This is a genomic window from Achromobacter sp. CF-sbj1-Ac2-l (genome assembly GCF_052698165.1).
Map to the genome: position 1 here is coordinate 3,012,743 of NZ_CP199855.1, position 19,466 is coordinate 3,032,208.

Annotated in this window: 20 protein-coding genes; 10 read left to right on the forward strand and 10 right to left on the reverse strand. The window is 68.3% G+C overall.

What is annotated here, in order from left to right; all coding sequences use genetic code 11:
• Nucleotides 1-48: 48 nt before the first annotated feature.
• The 8 genes from ACUDCK_RS13755 (at nt 49) to ACUDCK_RS13790 (ending at nt 6,863) form a co-directional block, all read left to right on the forward strand.
• Nucleotides 49-1,149, forward strand: a complete 1,101-nt coding sequence (locus tag ACUDCK_RS13755) for a cupin domain-containing protein (protein ID WP_175167825.1) — start codon at nt 49-51, stop codon at nt 1,147-1,149.
• A 28-nt stretch (nt 1,150-1,177) separates the two neighbouring features.
• A complete protein-coding gene (locus ACUDCK_RS13760) occupies nt 1,178-1,669 on the forward strand; it encodes an aromatic-ring-hydroxylating dioxygenase subunit beta (RefSeq protein WP_175167824.1) in 492 nt (163 codons plus the stop codon).
• Between the two features lie 22 nt (nt 1,670-1,691).
• The gene (locus ACUDCK_RS13765; RefSeq protein WP_175167823.1) at nt 1,692-2,960 is read left to right on the forward strand and encodes an aromatic ring-hydroxylating dioxygenase subunit alpha; all 1,269 of its coding nucleotides are present in this window, start codon (nt 1,692-1,694) and stop codon (nt 2,958-2,960) included.
• Between the two features lie 2 nt (nt 2,961-2,962).
• The gene (locus ACUDCK_RS13770) at nt 2,963-3,283 is read left to right on the forward strand and encodes a non-heme iron oxygenase ferredoxin subunit (protein WP_049073688.1); all 321 of its coding nucleotides are present in this window, start codon (nt 2,963-2,965) and stop codon (nt 3,281-3,283) included.
• Nucleotides 3,280-4,506 (forward strand): NAD(P)/FAD-dependent oxidoreductase, encoded by a 1,227-nt coding sequence (locus tag ACUDCK_RS13775; protein ID WP_175167822.1) that lies wholly within the window; start codon nt 3,280-3,282, stop codon nt 4,504-4,506. The genes ACUDCK_RS13770 and ACUDCK_RS13775 overlap by 4 nt, the downstream gene beginning before the upstream one ends.
• Nucleotides 4,507-4,525: 19 nt before the next feature.
• Nucleotides 4,526-4,933 carry a nuclear transport factor 2 family protein gene (locus ACUDCK_RS13780; RefSeq protein WP_231132831.1) on the forward strand — a complete coding sequence of 136 codons (408 nt, stop codon included), beginning with the start codon at nt 4,526-4,528 and terminating at the stop codon, nt 4,931-4,933.
• A 49-nt stretch (nt 4,934-4,982) separates the two neighbouring features.
• Complete coding sequence (gene hpaH, locus ACUDCK_RS13785; protein ID WP_175167879.1) at nt 4,983-5,783, forward strand: 2-oxo-hept-4-ene-1,7-dioate hydratase; 801 nt, start codon at nt 4,983-4,985, stop codon at nt 5,781-5,783.
• 99 nt (nt 5,784-5,882) lie between these two features.
• Nucleotides 5,883-6,863, forward strand: coding sequence for a Bug family tripartite tricarboxylate transporter substrate binding protein (locus ACUDCK_RS13790; protein WP_054502498.1), 981 nt, complete (start codon nt 5,883-5,885; stop codon nt 6,861-6,863).
• Nucleotides 6,864-6,951: 88 nt separating this feature from the next.
• On the opposite strand, the gene ACUDCK_RS13795 is transcribed toward ACUDCK_RS13790, so the two are convergent.
• From ACUDCK_RS13795 to ACUDCK_RS13805, 3 genes are all read right to left on the reverse strand, one after another.
• A complete protein-coding gene (locus ACUDCK_RS13795) occupies nt 6,952-7,425 on the reverse strand; it encodes a DUF2269 family protein (RefSeq protein WP_175167821.1) in 474 nt (157 codons plus the stop codon).
• A complete protein-coding gene (locus ACUDCK_RS13800; protein WP_175167820.1) occupies nt 7,422-8,678 on the reverse strand; it encodes an SDR family oxidoreductase in 1,257 nt (418 codons plus the stop codon). The genes ACUDCK_RS13795 and ACUDCK_RS13800 overlap by 4 nt, the downstream gene beginning before the upstream one ends.
• Before the next feature lie 109 nt (nt 8,679-8,787).
• A complete protein-coding gene (locus ACUDCK_RS13805; RefSeq protein ID WP_054502496.1) occupies nt 8,788-9,318 on the reverse strand; it encodes a GbsR/MarR family transcriptional regulator in 531 nt (176 codons plus the stop codon).
• 78 nt (nt 9,319-9,396) lie between these two features.
• Here ACUDCK_RS13805 and ACUDCK_RS13810 point away from each other — a divergent pair, with 78 nt between their 5' ends.
• Nucleotides 9,397-9,864: a DUF6389 family protein gene (locus ACUDCK_RS13810; protein ID WP_175167819.1), complete on the forward strand. Its 468-nt coding sequence runs from the start codon at nt 9,397-9,399 to the stop codon at nt 9,862-9,864.
• A gap of 96 nt (nt 9,865-9,960) precedes the next feature.
• Here the strand turns inward: ACUDCK_RS13810 and ACUDCK_RS13815 are convergent, their stop codons facing one another.
• The 7 genes from ACUDCK_RS13815 to ACUDCK_RS13845 form a co-directional block, all read right to left on the reverse strand.
• Entirely contained in the window at nt 9,961-10,587 is a 627-nt protein-coding gene (locus ACUDCK_RS13815) for a glutathione S-transferase family protein (protein ID WP_175167818.1), read from the reverse strand.
• Between the two features lie 92 nt (nt 10,588-10,679).
• Complete coding sequence (locus ACUDCK_RS13820) at nt 10,680-11,651, reverse strand: LysR family transcriptional regulator (protein WP_054502493.1); 972 nt, start codon at nt 11,649-11,651, stop codon at nt 10,680-10,682.
• A gap of 64 nt (nt 11,652-11,715) precedes the next feature.
• A complete protein-coding gene (locus ACUDCK_RS13825) occupies nt 11,716-12,735 on the reverse strand; it encodes a histone deacetylase family protein (RefSeq protein WP_054502492.1) in 1,020 nt (339 codons plus the stop codon).
• Nucleotides 12,732-14,057 carry an MFS transporter gene (locus tag ACUDCK_RS13830; RefSeq protein WP_054502491.1) on the reverse strand — a complete coding sequence of 442 codons (1,326 nt, stop codon included), beginning with the start codon at nt 14,055-14,057 and terminating at the stop codon, nt 12,732-12,734. The genes ACUDCK_RS13825 and ACUDCK_RS13830 overlap by 4 nt, the downstream gene beginning before the upstream one ends.
• A gap of 250 nt (nt 14,058-14,307) precedes the next feature.
• Entirely contained in the window at nt 14,308-15,288 is a 981-nt protein-coding gene (locus ACUDCK_RS13835) for a hypothetical protein (protein ID WP_244976927.1), read from the reverse strand.
• 152 nt (nt 15,289-15,440) lie between these two features.
• The gene (gene mqo, locus ACUDCK_RS13840) at nt 15,441-17,150 is read right to left on the reverse strand and encodes a malate dehydrogenase (quinone) (RefSeq protein WP_175167817.1); all 1,710 of its coding nucleotides are present in this window, start codon (nt 17,148-17,150) and stop codon (nt 15,441-15,443) included.
• 398 nt (nt 17,151-17,548) lie between these two features.
• Nucleotides 17,549-18,619 (reverse strand): MBL fold metallo-hydrolase, encoded by a 1,071-nt coding sequence (locus ACUDCK_RS13845; RefSeq protein ID WP_175167816.1) that lies wholly within the window; start codon nt 18,617-18,619, stop codon nt 17,549-17,551.
• Nucleotides 18,620-18,753: 134 nt separating this feature from the next.
• Between ACUDCK_RS13845 and ACUDCK_RS13850 the strand changes: the two genes are divergently transcribed.
• On the forward strand, nt 18,754-19,371 hold the full coding sequence (locus ACUDCK_RS13850; protein WP_175167815.1) for a TetR/AcrR family transcriptional regulator: 618 nt from the start codon (nt 18,754-18,756) through the stop codon (nt 19,369-19,371).
• Nucleotides 19,372-19,466: the final 95 nt, after the last annotated feature.

The window sequence follows — 19,466 nt, forward strand, 5'->3', positions numbered from 1 at the left end:
AGCACCATGACGCCGGCGCGCACCGCCCGCCGGCCACAGGAGATAGACATGTTCATCGACGTCAGCGGGGCCGCGCCCCGCGAACAGAACAAATGGCCATCGATCGTGATCCCCAAGGAGGAGATCGACCTGGAGATCGCCCGCCTGATCGACGCGCCGCGCCCCGCCAACGGCCGCCGCGCCTCGCTCATCGCCCATCCGCTGGCGACCGCGCCAGGTCTGGGCCTGGCCCCTGGCACGGACGTCACCATCAACGTCGTCAACCCCGGCGAACGCACCTTCAACCTGCGCAAGAACTCCAACATGCTGGAGATCTGTATCAGCGGCGAAGGCGTGGCCACGGTGGCCGGCCGCGAAATCGCGGTGAGCCGCTGGGACGTGTGGAACACGCCTGCGATGCAGGTGCATTCGTACCGCAATGACGGCCAGACGCCCTGGGTGCGGCTGTCGTACTCCAACGCGCCGCTACTGGAAAAGCTCGAGATCCACTACGTCGAGGAATTCGAGGGCGACGTGCCGCCGGCCGACGCCAACACCCGCCCGGCGCCCGCCCGCTCGCCCGAGTCGGTGCGCGCGCGTGACCTGGCGCTGCGCGAACAGATCACGCCGGAAGGCGCCTGGCTGATGGGCTACGAGTGGCTGATCGACATCGACGTGCTCGAATCGAAGGCGCTGCACTGGCCCTGGGCGGCGGTCTCGCGCCACCTGCCCAGCGTCGAGGACATGGCGCGCGGCTATAACGGCCGGCGCCTGTTCGTGCTGTACAACCCGGCCACCGAACGCCGCATCGGCACCACCCACAGCTTCTTCGCCACGATTTCATCGTCGCCGCCGGACAACCACCACGTGCCGCACCGCCACAGCTCGTCGGCCATCAACTACTACCTGCGCGGCAACGGCTACAGCAAGGTCAACGGCGTGCGGCTGGACTGGAAGGCCGGCGACCTGATCCTGTCGGCGCCCGGCTGGGCCATGCATTCGCACCACTCGGGCACCGAGACCACCTCGGCCCTGACGGTGCAGGACCACCCCCTGCAGATCGCCATGGAATCCCTGATCTGGCAGGAGCGCATGCAGGAACCGATCCTGGCGCTCGGCAGCCAGGGCGGTTTCGAAAGCAACCTGGCGCAACTGGCCGCCGCGTCCTGAGCGCGCCGCTCGCATTCCGGAAATTCCCATGACCCAGATCCAATTGCCCGACGACACCTCGCTGCGCGCCCGCCTGCGCGATTTCTACGACGACTACGCCTACTGCCTGGACGAAGACCGGCTGGAGGAATGGCCCGACTTCTTCACCGAGGACTGCCATTACCGCGTGCTGTCGCGCGAGAACCACGACGCCGGCCTGCCGCTCGGCCTGATCTATTGCATGAACAAGAACATGCTGCGCGACCGCGTCACCGCGCTGCGCGAAACCACCATGTTCGAACCGCGCTCGCTGCGCCACTTCATCAGCGGCGTGCGCGCCATCGAAGCGCAGGGCGAGCGCATCGTGGCCCAGGCCAACTTCGCCGTGATGGAGTCGCTGTCCGACCGCGAGCCCACGCTGAACATGGTGGGCCGCTACCTGGACGAGCTGCGCCTGACGCCGCAAGGCCCGCTGCTGGCCCGCCGCGACTGCGTCTACGACAACTACCGCGTGCGCACCTCGCTCATCGTTCCCCTCTGATCCCGCTGCCAGGAAACCCGCCATGACCTGTTCCGATTCCGCCGTGCTGGAAACTCCCGCCGCGGCCCCCATCCATATCGAGCGCCGCTGGCCCAAGGAGGGCTACACGCGCATTCCCAACTGGGTCTACACCGACCCCGCCATCTTCCAGAAGGAAATGGACGTCTTCTTCGGCGGCCGCACCTGGAACTACGTCGGCCTGGAGTGCGAAGTGCCCGAAACCGGCTGCTACAAGCGCAACTGGATCGGCAACCGCCCGGTCATCATGGTGCGCACCGAAAGCGGCGAGATCAACGTGCTGGAGAACCGCTGCGCCCACCGCGGCGCCCAGATCTGCTGGCAGAACACCGGCAAGGTGACCGACTTCACCTGCCCATACCACCAGTGGAACTACGACCTGGACGGCAACCTGCAGGGCGTCCCGTTCCGCCGCGGCGCCATGGGCAAGGGCGGCATGCCGCGCGACTTCGACCCCAGGCAGAACGGCATCCGCAAGCTGCGCAGTGTCAACCGCGGCGGCTCGATCTGGGCGACGTTCGCCGACGATGCGCCCAGTTTCGAGGACTACTGCGGCCCCGAGGTGCTGGCCGAGATCGACCACATGCTGCCGGGCAAGAAGCTCAAGCTGCTGGGCTACAGCCGCCAGCTCATCCCCAGCAACTGGAAGATGTACCTGGAGAACCTGAAGGACCCGTACCACGCCACCTTGCTGCACACCTTCTACATCACCTTCGGCCTGTGGCGCGCGGATTCCAAGTCCGAGTGCATTCCCACCGGCGGCGGCGCCCACAGCGTGATGGTGTCGCACAACGAGGGCAAGAAGAAGACCGAGGCCACCAGCGAGATGAGCCGCTTCCGCGACGACCTGGAGCTGCTCGACCTGGAAACCGTCACCCCGCGCGCGGAATTCAACCGCGGCCGGGTCGGCGGCGCCTGGGTCTTTCCGGCCGCCCAGTTCGGCATCCAGGCCAATTCGCTCAAGACCCGCCACGTGATCCCGCGCGGCCCGACCGAGCATGAACTCGTCTTCACCTACTACGGCTACGAGGACGATGACGAGGAAATGACCCGCCTGCGCCTGAAGCACGCCAACCTGCTCGGCCCGGCCGGCTTCGTCTCGATGGACGACAGCGAGATGCTGAACCAGGTGCAGATCGGCGTCACCGGCTACCCCGAGGCGCGCGGCATCGTCGAGATGGGCGGGCGCGACACCGAGCCGGCCGACTACATGGTGACCGAAGTGCTGATCCGCTCGTTCTACGACTACTACCGCAACGCGATGGGGCTGTGACCATGACGACCTGGACCCCGGTCGCCCAGGTGGGCGACATCTCTCCCGACACTGGCACGCTGCGCGTCGCGCTGGATGGCGAGGCCGTGTGCCTGTACGACCTGCAGGGCGATATCTGCGCCACCCAGGACCGCTGTCCGCACGGCAACGCCAGCCTGGCCGACGGCTATATGGAAGACGGCACCATCGAATGCCCCTTGCACCAGGGCGTGTTCGACATCCGTAGCGGCAAACCCCAATGCCCGCCCGTCACCACCGACCTGCGCCGCTACGCGGTGCGGGTCGAGGCCGGCACCATCTATTTGAGCGCGGAGGCCCCGTGAAAGCGGGCGCCATCGTCATCGTCGGCGCGGGGCAGGCGGGCGGCTGGGCGGCGGCCACGCTGCGCGGCCGCGGCTACGCCGGCCGCATCGTGCTGCTGGGCGATGAACCGCACGCGCCCTACGAGCGGCCCCCCTTGAGCAAGGCGGTGCTGGGCGGCCAGGCGGCGCCTGAAAGCACCGAGCTGTTTTCCCTGGAACGGCTGGCCGAACTCGATATCACCTTCCGGCCCGGCGTCGCGGCAACGCGGCTGTGGCCCGAGCGCCATCAGGTCGAGACGTCCGACGGCGCCACGCTCAGCTACGACAAACTGATCCTGTGCACCGGCGGCCGTCCCATCGTGCCGGCCTTGCCCGGCGCCGACGCCGCGGCCGTGCATGTGCTGCGCACCCGCGACGATGCCCTGCGCCTGCGGGCCCGCCTGGGCCCCGGCCGCCGTATTGTCATTGCCGGCGGCGGCTGGATCGGCCTGGAAGTGGCCGCCACCGCGCGCCAGGCGGGCTGCGCCACCACGGTGCTGGAGCAGGCGCCGCGCCTGTGCGCCCGCAGCGTGCCGCCCGGCGTCTCGGCCCACCTGGCGGCGCTGCATGCCGGGCAGGGGGTGGCGCTGCGCTTGAACGCCAGCCTGCGCGCGGTGCATGCGCGCCCCGAAGGCGGCTGCGTCGTCGAGCTGGCGGACGGCAGCCGAATCGAAGCGGACGCCGTGGTGCTGGGCGTGGGCATGCAGGCCAACGACGCCCTGGCGCGCGAGGCCGGCGTCGCCTGCGAGCGCGGCGTGCTGGTCGATGAATACTGCCGCACGTCGGCGCCCGATGTGCTGGCCGCCGGCGACGTGGCGGTGGCCGCGCCCGCCGGCGGCGGCCCCATCCGCCTCGAATCCTGGCAGAACGCCCAGGACCAGGGCGCGGCGGCGGCGCTGTCGGCGCTGGATGCTGGCCAGCCTTACCAGCCCAGCGGCGCGGTCTGGTCGGAACAGTACGACGCCATGGTGCAGATCGCCGGCTTTCCGGCGCGCGCCGCCCGCGAAGTGCTGCGGCCCCAGGCGGACGCGCGGGCGCTGCTGTCGGTGGCGCTGGACGATGGCGGCCGCGTCATCGGCGCCGTGGCGGTGAACGCGGCGCGCGAACTGCGTCAGTTGCGCCAGTGGATCGCGCAAGGCACCCAGGTGGACCCCGCGCAACTGGCGCGCGCCGACGCGCCGTTGTCCAGCGCCCGGATCGACTGACCCCCTGATGGAGAACCGAATGCAGACCGAATACGCCAAGGCCGCCTGCGAGGCGGTCGTCCTGGCCTTTTTCCACGCGCTGGACACCCGACACCACGAGGCCGCCGCCGCGCTGATGGCGCCAGATGGCACCTGGCTGCGCCAGGGCCAACTGCTGACCGGGCCGCGCGAGGTGCTGGCGGCCCTGGAGGCGCGCGCGCCGCAGCGCACCACCTGCCACGTCATCACCAACCTGCGCCTGCTCGAACACAGCGGGTCGCAGGCCAGGGTCGGCTATTTCCTCACCGCCTACGACAGCGATCCGCAAGTGCAGGGCGGGGCGCCGCGCCTGGTTGCCATCCGCGACTGCCAGGACCGGCTGGTTGCCAGCGGCCAGGACTGGCTGCTGGCGGAAAAGCGCAGCCGGCGCCACCTGCCGCCCGAATGACATTCCCCGAACCCTGCCGGAAAATCCCATGACATTCCAAGGAACCTCCATGGACGCCGCGACCATCAAGGCGCTGGCCCAGCGACTGGACCAGGCCGAACGCAGCCGTACCCAGGTGCGCCAGCTCTCGCTCGAACATCCCGACATCACCATCGCCGACGCCTACGCCATCCAGCGCGAATGGGTGGCGGCCAAGATCGCCGGCGGCCGCCGGCTGGTCGGCCACAAGATCGGCCTGACCTCGCGCGCCATGCAACTGTCCTCGCAGATCGACGAGCCCGACTACGGCGCCTTGCTGGACGACATGCTGTTCGACGACGGCGCCGATATCCCCCACGACCGCTTCATCGTGCCCCGGGTCGAGGTCGAGCTGGCCTTCATCCTGGAGCGGCGGCTCAAGGGGCCGGGCGTGACGCTGTTCGATGTGCTGGACGCGGTGCGCTACGTGATTCCCGCGCTTGAAATCATCGACGCGCGTTCGCACCAGATCGACCCCGACAGCAAGCGGCCGCGCAAGGTCTTCGACACCATCGCCGACAACGCCGCCAACGCCGGCGTGGTGATGGGCGGCCGGCCGGTGCGGGTCGGCGAGGTGGACCTGCGCTGGGTCGGCGCCATGATGTCGCGCAACGCCGTGATCGAGGAGACCGGCCTGGCGGCGGGCGTGCTCAACCATCCCGCCAACGGCGTGGTGTGGCTGGCCAACAAGCTGGCCACCCATGACGTGGCGCTCGAAGCCGGCCAGATCATTTTGAGCGGCTCATTCACGCGGCCCGTGTTTGCCCAGCGGGGCGACACCTTTCACGTGGACTACGGCCGGCTCGGCGCGGTCAGTTGCCGCTTCGCCTGACCACCGGAGGCCTGTCACCGACCGATCCGAGATTTGCCCCGCGCGCCCGCCACACCAAAACCAATGGGCGCGCGGTCCCGACCCCCAAGGAGACAAACCATGACCCTCATCAAGACCTCGCTCTGCCTCGCGGCCGCCTGCCTGTCGCTGGCCGCGAATCCCGCCTCGGCGCAATCGGCCGCCTGGCCCAGCCACGCCATCACGCTGGTGGTGCCGTTCGCCGCCGGCGGCGGCGGCGATACCCTGGCCCGGCTGGTGGCCGAGCCGCTGTCGCGCGAACTCGGGCAGTCCATCATCATTGAGAACCGGCCTGGCGCGGGCGGCAACATCGGCACCGCCATCGTGGCGCGCGCCAATCCCGACGGCTACACGCTGTCGTACGGCACCAACGGCACCCAGGCAACCAATCACTGGCTGTACAAGTCGCCGGGCTATGCGCCGGGTGACTTCGAGCCGGTCTCGCGCTTTACCGTGATCGCGGCGGCGCTGGTGGTCAATGCCAGCGACGAGCGCTTCAAGTCGCTGGCGCAACTGCTGGCCTACGCCAAGTCGCATCCAGGCGAACTGACCTGTGGCTCGGCCGGCAACGGCACCTCATCGCACCTGGCCTGTGAGCTGCTGAACCAGATGGCGGGGGTCAGGATCATGCACATCCCGTACAAGGGCGGCAGCGCGGCCATGACGGACCTGCTGGGCGGCCGCGTTTCGCTACTGATCGACGTCATGCCGAACGTGTCGGGCCAGATCGCGGCGGGCAAGCTGCGCGCGCTGGGCGTGACCACGCCGGAACGGGTGCGCTCGAATCCGGATATCCCGACCATGAGCGAGGCCGGCGTCAAAGGCTACGAGTTTTTCGCCTGGGACGGGCTCTATGCGCCCAAGGGCACGCCAACCGCGATCCTCGACAAGCTCAACGCCGCCGTGGGGCGCGCCCTGGCGCGTCCCGAGGTCAAGCAGGCGCTGGAATCGCGCGGCGCGATCCCGTCGCCGACCACGCGTCAGTCGCTGGCTGAATTCGGCGCCCAGGAGTACACGCGGCTCGGCAAGGTCGTGAAGACGGCCGGCGCCGCCATCGACTGAACCCGGCGCGCGTGATCCGCGCCGGCCCGGCGCGGGTCTCGCCACAGGGGTGGGGCAGGGCCAGCCGCTGGGCCGGATTGCCCGGCGCCTATAGCGCTGGCTTGAGCACCATCAGGAAATACACCGCCACCATCGCCAGGAACGCCGGGTAACCCAGCCATTCCCAATAGCGCGCGAAGCGCCAGTAGCGCGCCGGCAACGCCACGGCGCCGGCCGCGTGGGCGCCGTCCGCCATCTTGGCCATTTCGTACTGCAGCCACACCACCGGCAGCCAGCAGGCGCCCGCCAGCAGATACAGGCCGATCGACAGGCCGATCCACGGCGTGCTCCAGTTCCAGCCGGCGGCATGCGCCAGCCACAATCCGGTCAGCGGCTGCGCCACCACGGCGGGCGTGGTGAACCACAGGTCGGCCCGCACCACCAGCTTCGAGACCGCCGCGATGGCCGGCACCGAGCCGGTGCGGTTGGCGAAGAAAAGGTAGAACGCGGTGCCGAAACCGGTTCCCACCAGCAGGACGGACGACAGGATGTGCAGGGTCTTGATCGTGAGATAGGCGTTCATGATTGGGTTTCCTCGCTGAGCAGAATGAACAGGAGCGCGATGACGGCGGCGTTTTTCAGCAGCGGACCGAAGGGATGCCACAGGAATTCCGGCAGCGCGATGGCGATCACCGCGGAGTACCCGAGCACCAGCGCGAGTTGCGCGGCCCAGAGCCGCCGTCCGGGCCGCCACAGCGTGGCGATGCCCAGCGCGCCGTCCAGCGCCGCGGCCAGGTAGAGGGCCGCCAGGGCCGCCGATCCGTGCAGGCCGACCGGCGCCAGCAGCGCCAGGCTTCCCTCCACCGGATAGACGAAGGCGCTGCACACGGCGGTCCAGAGCCAGATCAGCGCCAGCGCGCCGCGCAGCAGCGCGGGCCGCCAGGCCGCCAGGGCCTGCTGACGCAACGCGGGCGCCTCGGCGGCGGGGATGAAGGTCTCCAGCCCCGCCGGCATCCGTCCCAGCGCCCGCGCCGTGGCGGACGGGTCGGCGCTGTTGCCCGCGCGCAGCATGCGCCAGGTGTCGCGCGTCAGCAGCGAACCGGGCACGCGATCGAGCAGCAGGGCGCTGGCGCTGATCAGCGCGCCGGGCACGGCGAGGGTCCACGCGGCGGGGAACCCCAGCGATTGACGGTAGGTCGCCAGCATGCGCTTGAAGCTGACTTCGGTGCCGCCCGCCAGGTCCAGCACCGCCGGGGCGTCCGCCGCGCCGTGCACCAGCCGGACAACGATTTCGGCCAGTTCGTCGACGTGGATCGGCCGCAACGCCTGTCGCCCGCCGGCGGGCAGGAGGTGCAAGGGCAGCGACGCCACGGCGCGGAAAAAACGCGCCGACGCGCCATGCTCGCCATAGACCAACGCCGGCCGCAGGATGTGATGCGCGACCGGCAGGGTGCGCAAATGGTCGTCGGCCGCGCGCTTGCTCTGGAAGTAGGGGGTATCGCCGCGCTGTGCGCCCAGCGCCGACAGTTGCAGCACCTGCCTGACGCCGGCCAGGACCGCGGCGTCGAACAGCGCGATCGGCGCGCGGCGATGGATGCGGTCGAAATCGCGGCCGCCGCCTTCGACCAGGATGCCAACCGCGTTGATGACGACGTGGATGCCGCGCAACCGGTCCACCCAGTCTTCGGGTGTCGTGTCGGAGAGGTAGTCCACGGCGATCTCGTCCTGCCGCCGGGGCTGGCGCACGCCCCTGAGCACCCGGTGGCCATCGCGCGCCAGGGCCTCGCACAACGCCCGGCCGATGAAACCGTTCGCGCCGCATACCAGGATGTTCATGGATTCCGCCCTCCGTGAGTCTGCATCATCGATTCTTTAATTTCTGATATTTCTGTATAGACAGAAATATGTGGACAAAAAAAGGCGGGATCGAGGTCCCGCCACGTCGTCAACCCTTGGTGCGCCGCATTGTCTTGCTGATCTTGGCGCCCATGCCAAGCGTCTTCATCAAAGTGTCGGGCTTCATGCGCAGCATTTCGTCCGACCAGGTGGTGAGAATCTCCAGGAAATCCAGCGTCTCGCGCACGCGCTGGGCGGTGAGCGGGGTCTCGTCGGCCATCTCGGGGCTGGCCAGCGTGTCGCGCAGCATGGTCAGCGTGGGATCGATCTCGCGCTGGCGCCGGCCCTCGACGATCAGCTTGAAAAGCTCCCAGATGTCGGTGGAGGTTTCGAAATGGTCGCGGCGGTCGTCCATGACGTGCACCACCTTGGCCAGGCGCCAGGCCTGCAGTTCCTTGAGGCTGTTGCTGACGTTCGAGCGCGCCACGCCCAGCGTCTCGGCGATTTCCTCGGCGGGCACAGGCCGGCCCAGCAGGTAGAGCAGGGCATGGATCTGCGCCACGGTGCGGTTCACGCCCCAGCGTGAACCCATTTCGCCCCAATGGAGGATGAAGCGTTCGGCGATCGGAGTCAGTTTCATGGGGCCACTGTAGATATTTCTGTTATTTCTGTCAAGACAGAAATAACAGAAATATCCGTGATCCGCTAAGCTCGCGGCATGAACCAACACGATTACCAAATTGCCTTGCGGCGTGAACTCGATGCCCACTCCGACGCCGCCCTGCGCGTGCTGGCCGGCCTGTTTCCGCGCCTGCCGGAAAAGGCGCGCGAGATCCAGTTCGGCATCTTCCCCGACCAGGACGGCGAGGGCACGTTCTCCGTGGTCATCGGCCTGGACGGGCCCGACCTGTACGTGCTGAACAAGGCCATCGAAGGCCACCGCAACCTGTTTGACGTGGTGCACGGCGAAACCGGCCTGACGCCGCCGGTGCCGATGTTCAGGCGCGATCCCGGCTTCTGCGTGCAGGACGTCATCGCCGACACCGCGGCCGACTGGATCGAGGCCTTGTGGGAGCGGGGCGGCCGGGCGGTTTCACCGCTGCCGGCCTGCATCTATGCGGACGAGGACTACGGCACGACCACGCCGCGCAGCCTGTCGGCGGACGCGGCGCCGGCCCAGCGCTGAGCCGGCCCGCGCGCCGCGAGTCTTGTCGGGACGTGCTTTGTTCAAACGCCCTTGTTCGGAAGCGGCTTGCTCGAACCCGGCTTGGTCGGGCGCGCCTTATTCGGCCTTGGCCTGTGCCAGGGCGCGCTGCACCGCCGGCCGCGCCGCGACCCGCGCCAGGTAGGCGGTCAGCGCCGGAAAGCGCGCCATGTCCACGCCGTCGCCATCCAGCCAGGTGCCGATGGTGTAGAGATAGGCGTCGGCCACGCTGAAGCGGTCGCCCAGCGCCCAGGGCCCGGCTATCTGCGATTCCAGGTACGCGGCCACGGCCGTCATGGTTTCCGGCACCTTGGCGCGCATGGCTTCGTGCGCCGCCGGGTCGTCGGCCCAGCGCGCGCCGCGCCGCTTGTGGGCGTGCGCCACATGGGCGGTGGACGCCAGGTAGCTGTTCAGTTCCTGCAGGCGGGCGAACGCGAACGGGTCGTCCAGCGGCGCCAGCCCCGCCGCCGGGAAGCGCTGCGCCACGAAGGCAAGCAGGGCCGGCGTTTCGGTCAGCACGCCATGCTCGGTGGCCAGCGCCGGCACCCGCCCCTTGGGATTGACGCGCAGGAATTCCGGGCTTTGCTGCTGCCCCGCGCCGAAATCCAGCTTGACGACGTCGAACTCGGCGCCGGCTTCCTGCAAGGCGATGTGGGTGGCCAGGGCACAGGTGCCCGGCGCGGTGTAGAAGGTCCAACGAGACATGGCGTCCTCTTGAGCGGTGGTGACGGGTGGCAAAGCGCAAGGGGTCATTATCGCCATAACCGCCGGCGCCGCCTATGGGAGGTAGCGCCCGCTCAGCGGGCGCGGGCCGCCAGGGGCGTGCGCGCCAGGAAGCGCTCGAACGCCTCCAGGTAGGCCGTCTCGGCCGCGCTCAGCTTGCGCTGCCGGTGCCAGGTCAGGAACACGTCGATCTCGGCCACGCTCTCGTTGGGCGGCAGGCGCCGCAATTCGCCGTTCACCACGTCCGGCACGATCAGGTGCTCGGGCAGGAAGCTCAGGCCGATCCCGGCCACCACCATGCGCCGCACCTCCTCGATGTGCGGCGAGGTGCCGACGATGCGGCCGGTGAAGCCCTGCTGGTCGCGGAAGATGGTCAGCGGCGACAGCGTGTCGCCGATCTGGTCGCTGGCGAAACAGACGAAGTTCTGGTCCATCAGGTCTTCGATGCCCACCCGCGGCCGCGAGAACAGCGGATGGCGCCGGCCGCAGACCACCGCGTAGTGGTGGCGCAGGAACAGCCGGCGCTCCAGCGCCTCGACCGGCTTGCGGCACAGGCACAGGCCCAGCGCCGGCACGCGCTTGGACAGGGCGTCGAGGATGTCGGCGCTGGGCAGCACCTCGATGTGGAATTCGATCCTGGGATGACGCTGGTGGAAGTCGGCCAGGAAGTCGTCGTAGGCCGCGCTTTGGATTCGGCTCATGACCAGCAGCCGCAGCGTGCCCGCGACCTCCTCGCGCTCCTGCGAGGCGGCGGTCTCGATGCGCGCCATGGCGCCGTACATGTCGCGGGCCACGGCGTAGATCTCCTCGCCCAGGCCGGTCAGGCGAAACTCGCCGTTGCGGCGGTGCAGCAGCATGCCTCCCACCGCGTCCTCGAGTCGTTTGAGCGCCTGGCTGACCGCGGGCTGGCTCAGGTGCAGCGCCTGCGCCGCCCGGCCCACGCCGCGCGCCTGCACCACGAACATGAAGGTGCGCAGCAGGTTCCAGTCCATGCGCTCGGGCGCGAGCGACAGGCTGTTGGCAGGGCGGGCGGGGGCAGGGCACATGGCGGCGTGGCGGATTCCGGCGAAAGGACAAGGCCGGTTTCCGTCCGCCATGCCGGTTCCATGTTCAGGTTCCGGCCAGCCCCGCGAAGAAGCGCGCGGCGTTCGATTCCAAGCCCTCGATATAGTAGCCGCCTTCCTGCACGATCAAGGTCGGCAGCTTGAGTGCGGCAATTTCGCGCCCGAGCCGTTCGAAGCCGTCTTCCGACACCGCCACCATGGCTTGCGGGTCTTTCTCGAAGATGTCGAAACCCAGCGACAGCACCAGCGCGTCCGGCTGGAATTGCTCGATCGCGGCGCGCGCCTCGCGCAGGCGGTCGAAGAACACCGACTCGGGCGAACCGTGCGGCATCGGCAGGTTGAGGTTGTAGCCGTAGCCTTCGCCCGCGCCGCGCTCGTCCTCGAAACCCGCGACCACCGGATAGAAATTCTCCGGGTCGCCGTGGATCGACACGTACAGCACGTCGTTGCGTTCGTAGAAGATGTCCTGGATGCCCTGGCCGTGGTGCATGTCGGTGTCCAGGATGGCGACGCGCCCGTAGGTGTCGCGCAGGCGCTGGGCGGCGATGGCGGCGTTGTTCAGGTAGCAGAAGCCGCCGGCCGCGTCGCGGCGCGCATGGTGCCCGGGCGGACGGCAGATGGCGTAGGCGTGGCGGTCGCCGGCCGCGATGCGGTCGGCGCCGGCAATGGCGCATTGCGCCGACCAGTAGGCGGAATGCCAGGTGTGCGGTCCCACCGGGCAACTGCCGTCGGCCAGGTAGCGGGCGGCTTGCGCCAGCACGCCGCGCAGCGCGTTGGGTTCGCGCACGAAGACGTTGGAGACAACTTCGTCGCCCCAATCCTCGGGCAGTTTCTTCCAGTCGGCGTGGGCGTTCTGCAGGAAACGCAGGTAGGCGGGCGTATGCACCGCCTCGAGCGCGGCGCTGCCGTGGTCGGCCGGCGCCTGCACATCGAAGCCCAGGTTGCGCGCCGCCTGCGCCAGCGCGTCCAGGCGCGACGGCACTTCCTGCGGCGTGCGCATCTTGCCGCGCGAGAAATAGGTCTGCGGATGATGCAGTTTCTGATCGTCGTGGAAGTACGCCTTCATGCTTGTCGAGCCTCGGGTTGCAGTTGGACATGACGCTGGCGGCAGGCGCCCAGTGACAGCACGGATACCAGCGAAAGCAGCGAAATCACCGAGAACAGCACGGCCAGCGGCCACCACTGGCCCTTGAAGTTCTCGGCCAGCACCGTGCCCAGCATCGGCGTCAGGCCGCCGAAAATGGCGCCCGACAACTGGTAGGCCATGGAAATCCCGGTGTAGCGGATCGCCGTGGGGAAGCTGTCGCTGACAAAGCCGGCGATCACCGCATAATAGGCGCCCATGAACAGTACCGCCACGCCGATGCCCAGCGTGATCGACCCGAGCGAACCCAGGTCCACCAGGTTGAACATGGCGTACGGCGTGAACACCGACACCAGCGCCATCGTCGCCAGAAAGCGCAGGTTGCCGACGCGGCTGGCGATATAGGCCGCCAGCGGCGTGATGAAGAACTGCATGATCGACACCACCAGCAGGCAGTCCAGGATCACCGCGCGGTTCAGGCCGACGTACTGGGTCGTGTAGGCGATCATGAAGGTGCTGGTGAAGTAGAACCCGGCGATGCCCAGCACGTTGGCGCCCACGGCCAACGCCAGCAGGCGCGGCGCGCCGGTCAGCACCTGCGTCAGCGGCGCCCGGGCCGGCTTGGCGCGCTTGGCCTGGGCCTGCTTCTCCTCGAGAAAGTCGGGCGACTCGTTGACGCTCAGGCGGATCACGAAGCCCACCACCAGCAGCACCGCCGAGAACAGGAACGGCACGCGCCAGCCCCAGCTCAGGAAGGCGGCATCGTCCAGCCCGGTCACCAGTTTGAACATCAGCATCGACAGGATCAGGCCGGCCGGGCTGCCAAGCTGCGCGAATGAGGCGAAGAAGGTGCGCTTGTTCTTGTCGGGCGAGTGTTCGCCCGCCATCAGCACCGCGCCGCCCCATTCGCCGCCCACCGCCACGCCCTGGACGATGCGCAGCAGCACCAGCAGCACCGGCGCCCAGAAGCCGATCGAGGCATAGGTCGGCAGCAGGCCGATCAGCACCGTCACGGTGCCCATCATCAACAGCGTGATGACCAGCGATTTCTTGCGGCCGATGCGGTCGCCGATGTGGCCGAACAGGGCGCCGCCCAGCGGCCGCGCGAAAAAGCCCACGGCGAAGGTGCCGAAGGCCGCCAGCGTGCCGTAAAAGCCAGTGGCGGACGGAAAGAACAGTTTGCCGAACACCAGCGCGGCGGCGGTGGCGTAGATATAAAAGTCGTACCACTCGATCATCGTGCCGATGAATGCGGCGGTCGACGCGCGCACCGGCTGGTGGCCCGTCTTGGTATTTCCCCTCATGATTTTCTCTCTTGCAGGTTGGTTCAGATTGCTGCGCCAACCGTTATACGCGCGCCCCTGGCATAAGAAAAATTCTGAATTCTTATCCGCGAAATTCAGCGTATTTATGAGTGGAAACCCTAGTATTGAGCGACGATGCGCGCAGAACCGTCCGCGTCCGTCTCGCGCTCCGAGATTGGCGCAGCGGTTCAGCGGGATCGTGGGAGTGCCCCGTACGCCCGGTAAAGCGGGCGGCAGGCATGGACGCGCCTCAGCGCGCCGGCTGCCAGTCGCGCCGGCAATTGGCCAGCGGGCGCAGTTCGTTGGCCGCCGCCAGGCGCAAGGATGGCTTGGCCCCGGCCACGTAGACCAGATTGCGCGACCGCCACACGGCCAGCTCGGCATACGGCACCTGGGCCGACGAAGCGCTGCCGGTACCCCAGAAATCCATGCTCGGCGCATCCAGGCAGGCATCGCCCGCGGCCACGCTGGCCAGCTCGCGGCCAGTGGCCAGGTCCACCGCGCGAAACCGCACGGGCGTCGGCCGCTGGCGCAGCTCGGCGGCGATCACCACCGGCGTGCCGTTGGCGGTCTGGCCCAGGCTGGCCGGCTTGACGGTCTGCACCTCCTGGTCGCGCGGCACCAGCAGGAAGGCCACGCCGTTGTCGATATCCAGCAGGCGGCCGGGTCCCAGCCTCACGGCCTGGAATGGTTCGTGGCGGATCAGCGTGGTCTCGTACCAGCCGTTTTCGTAGCGCGTCCAGCCGGGTTCGCCGGCGTCCAGGAACACCAGGCTCCCGATGCTGTCGCCGTCGCCTTCCTTCTGCACCGGGATGTCGGTGATGCGCAGATCGCCGCCGCCGACATCCAGGTACAGCAGGTTGCCGTGGCCGGAGGTGCGGGTGACAAAGGCCAGCACCCCGTGCGGGTTGATCGGCTTGGCGGGGCCGCAGAAGTAGTCGCGCGCGCGGCGCGGGTCGCCCGCCGGCAGGAAACGCTCGCCCAGCTTGACGCCCTTGCCGCAGAGCGGCTGGCGCTGGTAGGCCAGGGTGTATTGGCTGGCGTTGCGCCGCCTGCCTTCCAGGTAGTCCTGGAAGCCGATGTCGGTTTCCTCGACCCGCAAGCCCTTGTCGTTATATATCGTGCGGGCCTGCGACGGGCCGGCCATGGCGGCCAGGGACAGCGACAACAGGACGGCCGCGCAGGGCGTTCGCGGGCGGATCAGGGGATGGCGCATTGTGCTTGTCATCATCGGGTTGCCGATGGGGCACCTTAGCACAATGACGCCGGCGATCCGCCGCGACGGCGTAGCGTAAAAGCGCGGCCGCGATGCGGCTTGCGGGCGTGCCCGCAAGCCGCATCGCGAGCAAAAAAGCCCTCCGGCGAGGGAGGGCGGGGCGGGCCTTACAGCGCCTGCATTTCCGTGTTGGCATTGCGGCCTGGCGCCGGCGCGCCTGGCTCCCGGGCGGCGGGCGCCACCGGCGTCACGGCCGGCGCGGCGGGCGCGGCATCCTGCACCGGCACTTCCACGTACGGCAGGTGCAGCACCTGGCTCGTCATGGCGCGGATCTGGTTGGTCAGCGCCGGACTGTCGTTGAGCTTCTGGCCGTACGACGGAATGATCTCCTTCAGGCGCGCCTTCCAGCCCGCTTCCATCTGCTGCGGGAAGGCCTTGGCCAGCAGGTGCAGCATGATGGGCGGCGAGGTCGAGGCGCCGGGCGAAGCGCCCAGCAGGGCGGCGATGGTGTTGTCCTTGTCGGTCACGACTTCGGTGCCGAACTGCAGGATCGCGCCTTTCTCCGGATCGCGCTTGATGACCTGCACGCGTTCACCGGCCGTCACCAGGCGCCAGTCTTCGGGCTTGGCCTGCGGGAAGTACTTGAGCAACTGGGCGTGGCGGTCGGCGTCGGTCAGTTGCGCCTGGTCCACCAGGTACTTGACCAGGTCCAGGTTCTCCAGCCCCACGTCCACCATGCTGGCGACGTTGTTGTGGTTGACCGACGAGAACAGGTCGAAGGCCGAGCCCTGCTTGAGGAACTTGGTCGTGGCCAGCGCGAACGGGCCGAACAGCACCACCGGCTTGCCGTCGAGCTTGCGCGCGTCCAGGTGCGGCACCGACATCGGCGGCGAATCGGTATCGGCCATGCCGTAGGCCTTGACCTCGTGGCGGCCGGCGATGGCCGGCGCGTCGAAGGCCAGGAACTGGCCGCCCACCGGGAAGCCTGCGTAGTTCTTCGATTCGGGAATGCCGGACAACTGCAGCACCTTGAGCGAGGCGCCGCCCGCGCCGATGAAGACGAAGCGCGACTTCACCGTGCGCTCCTGGTTGGTCTTCAGGTCCTTGACCGTGACGTTCCAGGTCTTGTCGCCGTTCTGGCGCAACGCGGTGACCTCATGCTGCAGTTGCAGCTTGAAGTTGGGGTTGCGCTGCAGGCCCTGGGTCAACTGGTTGGTGATGACGCCGAAGTTCACGTCGGTGCCCAGCGGCATGTAGGTGGCGGCGACCTTCTGGCTGGCGTCGCGGCCTTCCATCAGCAGCGGCGCCCACTGGCGGATCCGCGCCGGGTCGGTGGAATATTCCATGCCATAGAACAGCGGGCTCTTGACCAGGGCATCGCGGCGCTTGCGCAGGTATTCGATGCGGTCATCGCCCCAGACGAAGCTCATGTGGCCGGTCGGGTTGATGAAGTCCGACGGCTGGCCGAGTCGGCCGGTCTTGACCTGGTGCGCCCAGAACTGGCGCGAGATCTCGAACTGCTCGGCGATGTTGATGGCGCGCTTGATGTCGACCGAACCGTCGGGCATCTCGGGGGTGTAGTTCAGCTCGGCGAAACCCGAGTGGCCGGTGCCCGCATTGTTCCAGCCGTTGGAGCTTTCCAGCGCCACGCCGTCGAGCCGTTCGAACAGTTCGACGCGCCAGTCCGGCTGCAATTCCTGCAGGTAGGTGGCGAGCGTCACGCTCATGATGCCGCCGCCGACGAGCACGGCGTCCAGGGGCTTGTCGTTGTCGGCTGCCGGGACCGAACGTTGATGCAGGGGCCAGTACAGGAACAGGGCGGCCGCGACCACCACCGTCACCACCAGGCTGCCCACGATTTTGAGAAACTTTCTCATGGGTATTAGACCTTACGGTTCAAAGGATTATGTTGTTGTCGTTGTAGGCACTACGGAGAAAAAGGGGGGTGGGCACCTCCGGGGCGGTCAAACACGCAAACAGCGATCCACGCGTCCAAGGCGGCAAGCCGGGGCGGGGGAGGTTGCGAACAGGGTTGGGTGGGTGCCTGACGAGCCCCGGCGCCCGGCCAAGCGGCCGGGTATCCCTGGGGCGGGAGCCCGTGTCAGGTCTTGCGTGCAGGCCCAAGACTAGACGAAGCGGCTTCGTCTGGCCGCAATACCCGGGTCGCGGGCATTGGTTTTGGCGCAATACGCGTTGCGCCGTGATTGTAAACGCATTGGCGCCACACGTTCGTGGCGCCGGGCCGGTGCGCCTTGGGCGGCGCGGCCCGCGGCCGTCAGCCGGCGACGGGCTGGCTGGTGAGCGGTTTGCGCGCCGTGGCCAGGCGCCACCAGGGCGATCCGGCATGCGGCGCGTTCAGGTCCAGCCGCTCGCCCATTTCCGGGGTGGTCAGCGCCACCCCATGGGCGGCGGCCAGGGTGGCGATGCGCTCGAACGGTTCCTGCCACGCGTGCATGGCCAGGTCGAAGGTGCCATTGTGGATCGGCAGCAGCCAGCGGCCGCGCAGGTCCAGGTGGGCCTGCAGCGTTTCCTCGGGCTGCATGTGCACGAAGGCCCAGCGCTTGTCGTAGGCGCCAGTCTCCATCAATGTCAGGTCGAACGGGCCGTACGCGTCGCCGATGGCCTTGAAGCCGTCGAAGTAGCCGCTGTCGCCGCTGAAGAATACCCGCATGCCGTTGTCGTCGATGACCCACGAGGCCCACAGGCTGCGGTCGCTGTCGGTCAGCCCCCGGCCCGAGAAATGCTGGGCCGGCGTGGCGGTCAGGCGCAGTCCGTCGACTTCGGTGGACTGCCACCAGTCCAGTTGCTCGACCTTGGCGGGGTCGATGCCCCAGGCGATCAACTGGTCGCCCACGCCCAGCGGCGCGATGAAGCGGCCCGTGCGCGCGGCCAGCCGGGTCACGGCGGCACGGTCGAGGTGGTCGTAGTGATTGTGGGACAGGATCACGCCGGCGATCGGCGGCAGGTCGTCCAGGTCGACGGGCGGCGCATGGAAACGCGCCGGGCCGGCCCATTGCACCGGCGAGGCGCGTTTCGAGAACACCGGGTCGGTGAGCCAGAAGCGGCCGCGCAGTTTCAGCAGCAGCGTCGAATGCCCCAACCGGAACAGGCTGCGGTCGGGCGCCGCGCCCAGGTCGGCGCGGGTCAGCGGCCGCACCGGAATCGGCTGGTCGGGCACCGTGCCGGCCGGCTTGCCGAACAGGAACGCCCAGGTGAGCTTGAGGCCCTGCCAGAATCCGAGCGACGGGCGCGGCCGGGAGTTGTGGAATCGGCCGTCACGATGATGCGTCGGGCCGGCGGGACCGGACGGCGAGTTGGGGGAAGCGACGGGCGTCGAGGGAGTCACGGCGGAGTCCTGGCGGGGAAGGGGGAACGGACAGGGCGTCCGTCAAAAAGTATACTGATCAGTGTAATTTCGTTTTCCTTGAAAGTACACCGCAGAGTGTAAAATTTTCGCTATCTTTTCCTTAGGACGTTCCCATGGCAGAAGCTCCACAGCGGCTTACCGACAGGAAGCGCGAGGCCATCCTCAGCGCCGCCGTGGAGGAATTCCGCACGGCGGGCTACGAGGCCACCAGCATGGACCGCATCGCCGCCGCCGCCGGCGTGTCCAAGCGCACCGTCTACAACCACTTTCCCAGCAAGGACGAGCTGTTCGGGCTGATGCTGGAACACCTGTGGAACCGCAGCGTCGCCAACGCCGGCGTGACCTATCGCGCCGACCAGCCGCTGGCTACGCAGTTGCGACACCTGCTGATGCGCAAGCTGGAATTGCTGGGCGACCCCAACTTCATCGACCTGGCGCGCGTCGCCATGGCCGAGATCATCCACACGCCGGAACGGGCCCAGGCCATCGTCTGCCGCATGGGCGCGAAGGAGGGCGGCGAAACCGCCTGGATCCGCGGCGCCATCGCCGACGGCCGCCTGGCCGACGTCGAGCCGGAATTCGCCGGCCAGCAATTGCAGGGGCTGATCAAAAGCTTCGCCTTCTGGCCGCAGGTCACGCTGGGGCAGCCGCCGCTGGGCGCGGCCGAGCGCGATCGGGTGGTGGATTCGGCGGTGGCGATGTTCCTGGGGTGCTACGGGCGCGGAGAATGAAGTTGGCCGTGTCCCAATGCAACGTCCTTTGACGCCAGGCCGGCCGCGTGGGTATGGTGTTTCGCAAGTCGTGACCCTATCGACACCCCGAGGAG